At 53.5% G+C, this 12626-nt stretch carries 10 protein-coding genes; 5 read left to right on the forward strand and 5 right to left on the reverse strand.

Features of this window, described 5'->3' with window-relative positions:
• Window positions 1–27: 27 nt before the first annotated feature.
• From ACSF8W_RS22115 to ACSF8W_RS22125, 3 genes are all read left to right on the forward strand, one after another.
• Complete coding sequence (locus ACSF8W_RS22115) at window positions 28–3186, forward strand: ABC transporter substrate binding protein (protein WP_500849262.1); 3159 nt, start codon at window positions 28–30, stop codon at window positions 3184–3186.
• 51 nt (window positions 3187–3237) lie between these two features.
• Window positions 3238–4008, forward strand: coding sequence for a class I SAM-dependent methyltransferase (locus tag ACSF8W_RS22120; RefSeq protein ID WP_500849263.1), 771 nt, complete (start codon window positions 3238–3240; stop codon window positions 4006–4008).
• 97 nt (window positions 4009–4105) lie between these two features.
• Entirely contained in the window at window positions 4106–4570 is a 465-nt protein-coding gene (locus tag ACSF8W_RS22125; RefSeq protein WP_500849264.1) for a hypothetical protein, read from the forward strand.
• A gap of 381 nt (window positions 4571–4951) precedes the next feature.
• Here ACSF8W_RS22125 and ACSF8W_RS22130 read toward each other — a convergent pair whose 3' ends face one another.
• From ACSF8W_RS22130 to hemC, 4 genes are read right to left on the reverse strand one after another with little or no spacing between them, the layout of a single operon-like run.
• Window positions 4952–6142 carry a heme biosynthesis HemY N-terminal domain-containing protein gene (locus tag ACSF8W_RS22130; RefSeq protein ID WP_500849265.1) on the reverse strand — a complete coding sequence of 397 codons (1191 nt, stop codon included), beginning with the start codon at window positions 6140–6142 and terminating at the stop codon, window positions 4952–4954.
• Window positions 6139–7329: a uroporphyrinogen-III C-methyltransferase gene (locus ACSF8W_RS22135; protein ID WP_500849266.1), complete on the reverse strand. Its 1191-nt coding sequence runs from the start codon at window positions 7327–7329 to the stop codon at window positions 6139–6141. The genes ACSF8W_RS22130 and ACSF8W_RS22135 overlap by 4 nt, the downstream gene beginning before the upstream one ends.
• Entirely contained in the window at window positions 7322–8089 is a 768-nt protein-coding gene (locus ACSF8W_RS22140; RefSeq protein WP_500849267.1) for a uroporphyrinogen-III synthase, read from the reverse strand. The genes ACSF8W_RS22135 and ACSF8W_RS22140 overlap by 8 nt, the downstream gene beginning before the upstream one ends.
• Window positions 8089–9021, reverse strand: coding sequence for a hydroxymethylbilane synthase (gene hemC / locus ACSF8W_RS22145; RefSeq protein ID WP_500849268.1), 933 nt, complete (start codon window positions 9019–9021; stop codon window positions 8089–8091). The genes ACSF8W_RS22140 and hemC overlap by 1 nt, the downstream gene beginning before the upstream one ends.
• A 414-nt stretch (window positions 9022–9435) precedes the next feature.
• On the opposite strand from hemC, the gene ACSF8W_RS22150 reads away from it, so the two are divergent.
• Complete coding sequence (locus ACSF8W_RS22150) at window positions 9436–11994, forward strand: class I adenylate cyclase (RefSeq protein ID WP_500849269.1); 2559 nt, start codon at window positions 9436–9438, stop codon at window positions 11992–11994.
• A 104-nt stretch (window positions 11995–12098) separates the two neighbouring features.
• Here ACSF8W_RS22150 and cyaY read toward each other — a convergent pair whose 3' ends face one another.
• Window positions 12099–12410 (reverse strand): iron donor protein CyaY, encoded by a 312-nt coding sequence (cyaY, locus tag ACSF8W_RS22155; RefSeq protein WP_500849270.1) that lies wholly within the window; start codon window positions 12408–12410, stop codon window positions 12099–12101.
• A 78-nt stretch (window positions 12411–12488) separates the two neighbouring features.
• Between cyaY and lptM the strand changes: the two genes are divergently transcribed.
• Entirely contained in the window at window positions 12489–12602 is a 114-nt protein-coding gene (gene lptM / locus ACSF8W_RS22160; protein WP_428477560.1) for an LPS translocon maturation chaperone LptM, read from the forward strand.
• The last annotated feature ends 24 nt before the right edge of the window (window positions 12603–12626 follow it).

Consider the following 12626-nt stretch of genomic DNA (forward strand, 5'->3'; position numbering starts at 1 on the left):
TATTTCAGACAGGATCAAGGTGGCAGGGTGGGGTTTCTTATTTCTCTTTTGGTAGCTGGGTGGCTCAGTGTGGCGCCACCGGCGGAGGCGGCCAGTGAGTGCCATGATGCGCTGGTGCTTCATTCTTACCACCGTGGTATGCATTGGACTGACTCGCTGCAAACCGGGTTGGTGCAGGGCATCGCCCAATCTGAGATTGATCTCCATGTGAACTACATGGACACCAAACGTTACCAGTCGCCAGCCTATCTACAGGCGCTGGTTGAGATCTACCGCGCCAAACTCAACACGGAGTGTTTTAAGGCCATTGTCGCGGTCGATAACCACGCCCTGTGGTTGCTCAATGCACTGGCTGATTTGCTGGGGAACACGCCGGTGATTTTTGTTGGGGTCAATGACTATACGCCGGCCCAACATGCCCGCCTGAACCAAGTGGTAGGGGTTCTGGAGCAGACCGATCCTTCTGATAACATTGCGCTGGCCCAGTCGCTGCAACCGCAGCTCGAGCGCATATACATCATTGCTGATCACACTACCACCGGTGCCGCATTGTGGGCGGGCGTGGCTGATTATCAGGCCAGCCATGCCTCTACGGTGGAAGTGATCCGTATTGACCAAGGCCGTTTTGCCGATATCTTTACGCAGATGGCCAACGTGCCGAAAAACAGCGCGATCATTTTTATTTCCTATTATCACGACAGTGATGGTGCCTTCCTTGAAAGTGGCGAGTTCCTGGCCAAGCTCACCGCCGAAGCCAATGCGCCCGTGTACGCGTCGTTCAACTATATGTTGGAAGATGGCGCGGTCGGTGGTGTCATGACCAGCGGTTATGATAAAGGTTTTGTGGCCGGTCAAGCACTGACGCGTGTGCTGGACGGGGACATCACCCGTTTCCCCTGCTATATCCATTCTACCGGCAAGGCGATGTTCAGCACCCCGATGTTGACCCGTTGGCAGCTAGATATCTCCCACCTTGAACGTTCTGCAACCCAAATATCCCCTTTATTGCCGTGGTTCCAGCGTTACCAGCGTGAGCTGAAAGTGCTGGGGCTGGCTTCCGGCATCATGGGCGGCATCATTGTGATGCTCATGCTGGTGATCCGTCGCTTGCGCAAAGGGGAGCAGCAACTGCAACAAAGTCATGCGCTGTTTGAAGGGGTCTTCGATCAGAGCTTTCAGTTTATCGGCATTTTGGATGCTGATGGCCAATTGGTCTCGGGTAACGTGGCACTGCAAGAATTGGTCGGGCGCGCGGTACTGAAATACGATCGACCAATGTGGCGTTGGTATTGCTGGAATACGCAGGCTATGGTGGCCTTGAATCAAGCGTTTTCGGCCGTAACGTCAGAACAGGCGATGCGGCTGGAACTGGAAATTCAAAGTGACGAAGACGGTCATCGTATGTTGGATGTCGGGATCAAACGGCTCCCAGAAACCACGCACAGCGGTGTGCAGTTTTTGTTTGAAGCGCGGGATGTGACGACCCGCCATCAGATGGAAGAAACCTTACGTGAGCGCGAGATCAGCTACCGTCTGTTGTATGAACAGCAACCGGTGATGCTGCTGACGGTGGATCACCAATCGCGTATCCAGTCGGTAAACCAGTTTGCCGCGGATTTGCTGGGGTACAGCAAGCGAGAACTGCTGGGCCACAAGATCAGCAGTTTTTATGGCGAAGAAGACACCCTTCCGCAGCAATTCCTTGCCACGCCGAGTGAGGGCGCCAACCAGCGAGTATGGCGGCGTCAACTGCGTTATTGTTGTGCCGATGGCCGTCAAGTTTGGGTGCGCGAAACCATTCGTCAGGGACAGCATCGTCAGGTTCTGGTGGTGGGGGAAGACATTACCGCTACGTATGCACTGGAAGCCCGTTTGGCCTACCAAGCCTGCCATGATGATTTGACCGATCTGTATAACCGCAGCCACTTTGAACAACACTTGGAGCAGGCATCGCTGGCCGCGCGTGACAACGGGGCACAGCACGCGATGCTGTACATCGATTTGGATCAATTCAAAATCATCAATGACACCGCAGGCCATGAGGCGGGGGATGAAGCCCTTAAGCAAGTGGCGTTATTGTTGCAGGATATCACGCCGACCTCGGCAACATTGGCGCGGTTGGGGGGCGATGAATTCGCCGTGATCCTGCTCGATTGCAACTTGGCGGAGGCGGACGCCTTTGGGCGAGAAGTCTTGAGGGTGTTGGAAGCGTCCGAGTTTTATTGGAAAAACACCCGTTTTAGTTTCAGTGGCTCGATTGGTTTGCGGATGATTGATGAGACCGCGGGCTCAGCACAGCAGGTGCATGCTCAGGCGGATACGGCTTGTTATGCCGCCAAAGATGAAGGGCGTAATCGCCTGCATGTGTATCACCCTGACGATGAAGAGTTGCGCCGCCGAGAGTTGGAGATGGAGTGCGTCAGCTTGATCCGTCGTGCCTTGGCCGATCGACGATTGGAGATCTACGCCCAACAGATCGCGCCGTTGCAGGGGGATGATGGCCGTCAGCACTATGAAATCTTGGTGCGGATCCGCGATGAAAACGGTGAGATTGTCTCGCCCGCGATCTTCATGCCGGCGGCAGAGCGCTATAATTTAGCCCACCGTATTGATCGTTATGTGGTGACCGAGGTCGTGACCTGGTTGCGCGCGCACCCTGACGCGGTGGCATCCCTCGACATGTGTGCGATTAACCTGTCGGGACAGTCGATGGGGGATCGGGATTTTGTGCAATTTTTACTGGCGCAGATCAGCCAGTCGGGTCTGCCGACCCACAAGCTGTGTCTGGAAATCACCGAAACGGCGGCGATCAGTAACTTGAGTGAAGCCATTCGTCTGTTTGGTCAACTGCGGGCATTGGGCTGCCGAATTTCACTGGATGATTTTGGTTCGGGCTTATCGTCGTTCGGTTACCTGAAACGCATGCCGGTCGATATCATAAAGATTGATGGCATGTTTGTGCGTGATATGGCCAACGATGAGATGGATTTCGCCATGGTGAAAGCCATCAATGAATTGGCGAAGACGATGGGGAAACAGACGGTGGCGGAATTTGTCGAGGATGACGCGATTCTGGCATGTCTGGAGACGATTGGGGTCGATTACGCGCAAGGGTATCTGTTTGGGCGGCCGCAACCGTTAGACGCACTGGTTGCGCAATTGAGCCGCCGCCAAGAGGTGGTATAATCCGCCCCCATCTCCTGCGACGGCAGGAAACCGTATTGATTGGAGAGCCTTGTGCAACTAGCCCTTATTTGTGAAAACCCTGAACGCCAACCTGATCTGGACCAACTCGCTGCACGTTGGGGGCTGAGCCATGATCCTGACTGCGCATTTGCCTTGGTGCTGACTGACGAGCGTTTAGAGCTGCACAAACGTGACGAACCCAAGTTGGGCGCGGTCTATGTGGATTTAGTGAGTGGGGCAGCTGCACACCGTCGTAAATTTGGTGGGGGGCGTGGCCAGGCCATTGCGAAAGCGGTCGGCCTGAAAGGGGGCGTCTCTCCGACCGTGGTGGATGCGACGGCAGGCTTGGGACGTGATGCCTTTGTATTGGCCTCGTTAGGCTGCAAGGTGCAAATGGTAGAGCGTCATCCGGTGGTGGCGGCGTTATTGGATGACGGCTTGGCACGCGCCAAAGCCGACCGTGAAATTGGCGGTTGGATCAGCGAGCGTTTGAGCTTGTTGCACGCGTCCAGCCATGATGCTCTCGCGCAATTGGCGGCCGATCCTAACTTCGTGGCACCGGATGTGGTGTATTTGGATCCGATGTACCCGCACAAGAAAAAATCGGCGTTGGTGAAAAAAGAAATGCGCGTGTTCCAGACCTTGGTCGGAGCCGATAATGACGCGGATGCCTTATTGGCACCGGCGCTGCAATTAGCGACCAAACGTGTGGTCGTCAAACGGCCGGATTATGCCGAGTGCTTGGCGGATCACACCCCGTCGGCAGTGATTGAAACCAAGAAAAACCGTTTTGATGTCTATGTCAAAGCCGCGATGAAGTAGCCTTCGCTGACGCGGGGCGATATTATCATGGTGAAATGATGGCAGTACGTACGGGATAGGCGGAGAGGCCATCGGTACGGTAAGCGGGAGAACAGGCATGGCGAAGTCATTGTGTAAATACCGGCGGATTGAGCTGGCGGATCAGTTTGATGCGATCAGCCAGATAGTCAGTGTGCCGAATTATATGTGCAGCAGTTGTGCCCGGGTGGCATCGAAAAAAGTCTACCTGTGTAAGCCAAGTGCATTACCGCGCGCCGCCGTGCTTGCGCCGTCGACGCCCGTGGTATCACCGGCCACGTTACCAGTGCTGACGCCTGCCGTGAGTGAGGCGGCATCGGTCGCCAGCGCCGTGCATGAGGCGGTCGCGTCACACGATGACAATCAGGTGACGACAGCCGAGTCGGCCGTGGCAGAGACGCTGTCGAGTCACGCATCGCGTAAGCACATCAAAAAGCTGACGAAGCTGGCGAAAAAGAAACGCAAGATGCTGAAGAAAGCGGCCAAGGCCGTGAAGCGCTATGAGAAGGTACTGGGTAAGGTGAAAACGGCCTTGGCGCGGTAGCGCAGCAGCCTAGCGAAATAGCGGACATAAAAAAAACCTCCTGACGGAGGTTTTTTTATAATGGGATTATGACTCTTTGATCAGTACTGCCGTCATGAGGCAGGTGATCACAGCAACAATGATCCCAGATACGATTAACCAAGGAAGCATATCCATAGTTAGTTATCCATCTGTAGAGCAATAAGAACCCCTATTAGATGATGTTTACATTTTGTTATCAATACTTTAGATACAGGCTGAAACGTCTGTTAACACTTAGAAACAGTAATGGTAAGTTATTAATATTCATATTTTTATAGGGAATAAAAAAGCACCCATTCGGGTGCTTTTTGATGAAGAAATGTGACAGTTTTGTCTGGGCGGGTGGCCGCTCAGTAACGCTTAGGCTGACTTGTTGGGTAACGCCAGTGTTAACGCTTCACGCGACAGGGTCGCTGCGCCTTGGGTGTCTTCCAACTTATCCAGAACCTCGATCAGGTAACCGTAGTCGATCACATTCGGACGCAGGGCAATCGCCTTCTCCAAATGCTGCTTAGCGTCTTCCCACTTGCCTTCACGCATAAACAACTGACCCAGCGCACTGTGCGTGCTTGGGTTGCTGCTGTCATAACGCAATAGCTCTTGCAGGCGCACAATGGCAGGATGGTTATCCGGCAGGTTCAACGCCGGTACCAATGCGATCAGGCTTTCATCGGAGTTTTTCTTCAATGCATCACGCAACACCGTATAGGCTTCGTTGTCGGCGTGGTGCTGGCTCATCAGGCGCACAAAGCAGGCAATCAGCTCGGGGCGTTGCTTCTCTTTGCGGCTCAGGCTGTTCCAGTAGCCCATCAGGCCTTCGGTGCCTTGGTGTTTGGCCATATGGTGCATGATGCCGCATTCGGCTTTCAGTGCCAGCTCAAACGCTGCTTCCGCCGTCAGCACGCCCGCTTTTTCAAGTTGTGGCAGGCTGGCTAACAACGGCTTCCAGTCTTCCAGCTTGATGTAGCACTCTTTGAGCAGGCTAAGCAGTACCGGGTTGCGGCTGTGATCGTGCTGAATATCTTGCAAGGTTGCGACGGCTTGCTCGTACTGTTGCTGACGGAATTGCAGCTTGGCACGGGTTAGCGCGACAGCCAGGCTTTGACCGTCGATATCAGCGGCCAGTTTCAGGTACTCGTCACGTTGGCTGGCATTGCCTTGGCCTTGTGCCGCTTCGGCGGCAGCCAAATAGTTCAGCAACGGCGTGTCGCTGTACTTGGCCGATTTCACAACCAGCTTTTCGGCATGTTTCCAGTCGCCTTCAATCACCTTCATCAAACCGACAGAGGTTTGTTGGCGGGCTTTGCGTGCTTTACGGCCAGAGAACCAACCACGGGTGCTGCTGCTCAGTGAGAACAGGCGCTTTAACAAGGTTTCGAGCAGGAAGAAGGCACCAAACAGCACCACAACCAGCAAAATCAGCGTGGTCAGGCTCATTTCCAGCGTCTGGTTTGCCGCCGAAATTAACACATACCCTTGGTTACCCGCGAGCATCGGACCGGCAACCACCCCTGCGATCAGGGCGACAACCAGCAGTAAAAGTCGGATCATGCTGGGTTCTCCTCTGCGTTCAGTGGTGTCACTTGCTGGCGCAGGCGATCACGGACGGCGTCGGTGATTGGGGCTGCGGATTCCAGCTTTTCCGGGTAATCCACATCAATCTTTTGCTGTGCCAGCTTGTCGAGTTCGGAGATAAAGGCTTGCACCTTCGGATCATCCATGTTGTAGAACTGCTCAGCCCACGCTTTAGCGGTTTCCAGTGACGAGCGATACACGGCTTCTTGTTCACGGTAGACCGCGGTAATGGCGGTGGTCAGCTTCCACTTGATGTTTTCCTGCAAGTAGAAATCCTGCTTCGGTGACAACAGTGGGATCACGCTGCCATCACGGGTACGGTAAGTGACAAAGTGTTCACTGAAGCTTTTCAGTGACGTCATCAGGTTGGTTTTCCAGTCATCCACAGAGTTCGACACTTCGGCTTTTTCAGTGACCTCTGCCTCAGGAATGATGGCGTTGGCCAGCGGCAGGGTTGGAATCTTTTCTTGCAGGGTATCTAAGCTCAGCACGATGACATCACGGTCAATACGCGGAATGGCTTTTAACGTGGTGATATCCGAGCGCATCGCGCGGCGAAGTGGAGTCAGGCTAGGATCGTTTAGCTCCGCAATGCGGTGGTCTGCCGATTCCAGCAAAATGATCGCGCTGACGGTATCGTGTTCCAAGTTCAGCTTGCGGCCGGCCATTTTCACCAAGTAATCCGCTTCAGCCAGTAGCCAGTCATTCGGACGACGACCTTTGACTTCAGCCAGTGCCATTTGCAGGCTGGTGATGGAGTTTTCTTGCTGAGAGAGGGCCACTTCGGTTTGTTGCAAGGCACCCGTGACTTGTTTCTGGGTCGCTTGCTGTGACGTTTTCAGCGAGGCTTGCAGTGAAGACTGCAGCGAGGTGATCTCTTGCTGCAATGCTGTCATTTGCGCATTTTGCGCCAGTGTTTGCTGGTGGCCGTGGTAATACAAACCGGCACCGAGTGCGATCACAAGGGCGATTGCCACCAAGCCTGTTTTGCTGCCGCTTGCTTTTTCTGCAGGGGCGGTCGGGGCATTGGCGGACGCAGCGGATGGGGTGCTTGATGCAGGCTTGTCCGTTTGTGCCTTATTTGCTGCCTGCGGAGAGGCGGCTTTCGCTGCGGACTGTGATGGTTCAGCAGCGTTATCTTTATTGGTTTTTTTATCAGTCATCCGATTTTCCCATTGTGCCTTTCTTGCTTAGGGTGGTGAATAGCGGGCCGTTGGCCGCACTGCCCACATTGGAAATAAAACGATAACCAAGCCGGGTGGCTTGATCGGCGATTCGCTGGCTTGGTACGAAAAGCTGGCATTGAAGAAACCAAGCCTTGGCGCTGTCTGGAACCAGTTGGGTCAAGAACGCCAGTTGTTCACCACTGGTTACTACCAGGGCATCCATGCCTGCACATAGCCATTGCTGGCACAGGAGTTGACCATCAAGCGGTAGCCACTCGCGGCGGTAGGTTTCGCAATAGCGTACCTCGGCACCACGTTGTAGCAGGTGTTGATACATCGTCTCTCGACCGCCGTTGCCACGCAGGATCACCACGCGTTTTCCCTTCACCTGATCGAGGATCGGTAAACGCAATACCCCCTCACTGTCACAGTCTGTTTCAGGACAATGAACGGGCTGGTTTGTGTGGCGTTTCATCGTTGCGGCGGTTTTATGGCCAACGGCTATATAATGCACGTTTTTTGGCCAACTGACACCTACCGACAGCAAGTAATTGTGCGCAAAGTCGGCGGCGTGAGCACTGATTACAATCAGAAAATCGTCAGATTGTAAGGTGTGCAGGCAGGTCGGGAGAGCAGAGAGTTCATGCCCCGGCTGAATATGCAGCAGGGGCTGGGCAAGGGCACTGATCCCCGCAGCATTGAGCTGCTGAGCAAGCTCAGGGCCGTCAGGGGCTGGGCGGGTGATCAGTACGGTCATTAGTGGTTGCCGTAAAGCGTATCAAGGATCTGCTTGGCACCGTCAGCCAATAGCTGATCGGCCAGTTGGATACCGAGCGCTTCGGCATCGGCTTGTGCGCCACGGATCTCGCCGGCGACAATTTGGCTGCCGTCCGGTTCACCGACCAGTGCACGTAACCAAATTTGATCCCCTTCCAGTTCCGCATAGCTACCAATTGGCACCTGACAGCCGCCTTGCAGACGGTTGTTCATGGCACGCTCACACAGCACGCGGGTGGTGGTGTCGGCATGGCTGAGGGCGGTCAACAATCGACGTACGCGATCATCATCCAAACGGCACTCAATGCCCACGGCGCCTTGACCCACGGCGGGTAGGCTGACTTCAGGGGCAATAGCACCGCGAATACGGTCGTGCATATTCAAACGCATCAAACCGGCGCAGGCCAGAATAATGGCATCGTATTCACCGTTATCGAGCTTGCTCAAACGGGTATTTACGTTACCACGCAAATCTTTCACGATCAGATCCGGACGCTGAGCGCGCAACTGGCACTGACGACGCAAGCTAGATGTGCCGACAACGGCGCCAGCGGGCAATTGCTCAATGCTGTCATAGTGGTTAGAGACAAAGGCATCACGCGGATCTTCGCGCTCACAAATGGTGACCAAACCTAGTCCTTCAGGGAACTCGACCGGCACATCTTTCATTGAGTGCACGGCGATGTCAGCGCGGCCTTCCAGCATCGCGACTTCCAGCTCTTTGACAAATAATCCTTTACCGCCAACTTTGGCTAATGGCGTGTCCAGAATGATGTCACCTTTGGTGACCATCGGGACCAACTCGACGACTAAGCCAGGGTGGGCTTGTTCAAGGGCGTCTTTCACAAATTCAGCTTGCCACATCGCCAGCGGGCTTTTGCGGGTGGCAATGCGGATAGGGGTCTCAGTCATACAGTGATTCCACAGTTCTCGTTAGCAATAGCATTGATTTATAGTCTAATCCTACCATTACTGAGCAGGGATGGTAATTCGTGTGTTGCTGTCAGTGCGTCGACGCAGTATTGTCTTGAACTGAGGAGGAATTAATGTGACTCCTCTCACGGAACCCTCATGCAAAAACATGAGCCAGACCCGCAAAGTAGCGATTTTGTCCGGGTGTACTAGCTTCATGAGGGGCAGGCTACGGATGGGTCAAGCCAGCGAAATGACAGCGCATTCATATTTTGTCACAAAACGTTATTATCTTTACGGTTAATGCAAAAACTGTTAGATTGATCACGTTTTTACTCCTGGGCAGAGTTCTCTCTACCGCATTAGTGACAAGATTTGGGCCGCTCTGAAGCTGGCAGCTCTTGGAAGAGTAATTTGCAGAACTATATCGAAACGCTAAAAAGCAGACAGGATCAGCTAAACGAGCTTCGTCTTACACGAGCACGTGCCGCGATGAGCGCCCAATCGGTGCAAGTTTTTGACATCTTGCCTGTCTTGCTTCATTACAATCACCCGGCGATCCCTGGTTACCTTGATCAGGCGGTATCGGTCGGGATCGCGTCGTTTTTGACGACCGAACCTCAGCAGCAGTTCATAGATGACTGCTGTTTGGCTGTTTCTGCTACTCTTGCCCCACCAACGGGTGAACGCCTGCCTATTTTGGGCCTGTATGCCATGGGCAGTACGGCCTCATTGGGGCAAAGCCTGACCAGTGATCTTGATATCTGGGTCTGTGTTCGCACCGATATGCCGGCCGATGCGCGCCAAGCGCTCGATGCCAAATGTGCCCTTGTCTCTGAATGGGCCATGACCCAAGGCGTAGAAGCCAACTTCTTCCTGATTGACGAAAATCGTTTCCGCGATAACTTTTCCGAACAAATGACCGGTGAAAACTGTGGCTCTAGCCAGCACTTGTTGCTGCTGGATGAGTTTTACCGTTCTGCCGTGTGTCTGGGTGGCCAACCGTTATTATGGTTTATGGTCCCACCGGAAATGGAAGAGTGTTACGACGACTATGTCTGCTACTTAGTCAAAGGCGGGTTTATCCGTCGTGATGAGTGGATCGATTTTGGTGGGCTATCCCGTATTCCGGCCGAAGAATACTTTGGCTCAAGTTTATGGCAGCTGTACAAGAGTATCGACTCCCCATACAAGTCTGTGCTGAAAGCCATTTTGCTGGAAGCGTATTCGTGGGAATACCCGTACACCCAGTTATTGAGTGTGGACGGTAAGCGCCGTTTCTTCGCTATCGACCGTACCGAATTCTGTATGGATGCGTACTTCCTGATGCTAGAGAAGGTGACCCGTTACCTTGAGCGCATCAGCGATCACCGCCGTTTAGATTTGGTCCGCCGTTGCTTCTACCTCAAAACCCATGAAAAGTTGACCCGCAAGCCCGGTTTGGGTTCGGTGCCGTGGCGCCGCAAGGTGTTGGAAGATCTGACCACATCATGGGGCTGGTCGTACGACGTGTTACACGAACTCGATAATCGCCGTGATTGGAAAGTGGAGCTGGTGAAAAGCGCCCACAACGGCCTGCTGGACGCGTTGATGCTCAGCTACCGTAACCTGATCCGGTTTGCCCGTCGCAATAACATTACCTCTGCCATCAGTCCGGAAGACATCAGTATTCTGGCGCGTAAGCTCTACGCGGCGTTTGAGGTGTTGCCGGGTAAAGTGACGCTGCTTAATCCGCAGTTGTCACCGGATCTGCACGAACAAGATTTAACCCTGATCCAAGTGCCGGCCGGTCGCAAGAATACGGCGGGATGGTACTTGTATAAACAGCCGCTGGATCCGATTGCCATCATGGGCCGTCCGGCGCTGGAGCATAACCGCTACCTGAGTAAGCTGGTGGCGTGGGCGTATTTTAATGGCTTGTTGACCGAATCGACCTGTTTGCACACCGTGGTGCGTGACTCGGCGTTGGACATCGACAAGCTCTACCAATTGGTCAGCGATATTCGCAACACCTTCCCGATCCGTCGCCCGCAACCGAGTTTGCAGGCGCTGTCGAGTCCGTGTGAGATCCGCCAGTTGGGGTTGTTTATCAATTTAGAAAACGATCCGACCACCGCGCTGAAAAATCGCTCGGTACGGTTTGATTTCAAAAATACTGATATTTTCAGCTACGGCCCAGAACAACAATGCTTGGTGGGCAGTGTGGATTTGGTGTACCGCAATTCGTGGAACGAAGTGCGAACGCTGAACTTCACCGGCGAAAATGCCATGCTGGATGCATTGAAAACCGTGCTCGGTAAAATGCACCAGGATGCGTTGCCACCGGAGTCGGTCGACGTATTCTGTTACAGCAAGCACATGCGCGGCCTGATCCGTAACTTGGTGTATCAGTTGGTGGCCGAATGTATCGAGATGCGTTTAAAACCGGTTGAGCAGGAAAAACGCCGCCGCTTTAAAGCGATCCGTATCGGTCAGCAGACCCATGGTTTGTTCTTTGAACGCCGTGGCGTGTCCGTGCAGAAACTGGAAAACTCGGTGGATTTCTACAGCTGTATTTCCACCAACAAGTTGATGGGCGCGGCAAACTTGGTGATGGGTAAAACCGATGAGCCACATCCGCCAGAAATCGTCGATGCGTACGCCAGTGAAGGTCTGATCCAGTTCTTCTTTGAAGACTGTGATGACGGCTTCAACATCTATATTTTGGATGAAGCGAACCGCATTGAAGTGTATCGCCAGTGCAGCGGTAACAAAGATGAAATGGTGCATGGGGTGAACAGTTTTTACACCTCGGCGCAAGATCGTTTCTGCTACAGCGCCAACTTCATCAACTTTAATTTGCCGCAGTTCTACGACATTGTGCGTAACGACAAAGGTGATCCACAGGTGCTGCCGTTTAAAAGCGGGCAACAACCGCCGCGTTGTCCGGTGACGCCATCTGTGAGTGCCGTGTTGAACGTTGCCTCTCGCTGATCGGCATCGCACGTTCTGCGGTCGGCATAAACAAAAAACGAGAGCTTAGGCTCTCGTTTTTGCGTTGTGGACAGCGGTGTGCGCATCGGGCTTACCATGTTGGTTTACCAGTCGACCGCTTCGCCCGCATGCACGGTGCATTCTTGCTTCACCAATGCGATCAATTCTGCGCCACTGCGGGTACAGTGCCACTCACCGTCTTGGTATGTGAAATGGTAGCCGCCGGATTTCGACGCCAACCAAATTTCATGTAAAGGCTCTTGGCGGTTGATCACGATCTGGCTGCGGTTTTCAAATTCCAGCGTCAGGACGTTGCCCATGGTCTCGAATTCAATGTCCACACCGGATTCCTCGATGCCTTCTTCAATGCGCATTAGCACGTCATCGGCCAACTTATGGAATTCTGTATCATTCATCCCGGTTCATCCTATTGCTTTTCCTAGTATGGGTGCGATTATAGAGGGCAATGAAATGATAATCACTGGCTTTGACAAATGCGTAAAGGTTTATTAGCAATTTTACTTCTGGGTGTACTGGCACTGACTGGCTGTGGCCAGAGTGGACCGTTGTACATGCCTGACGACACCGAGCAGCCGCAAGACTCATAACAAGACAGACAGGGAAGAGACGAC

It is taken from the genome of Photobacterium sp. 270122K, assembly GCF_059941365.1.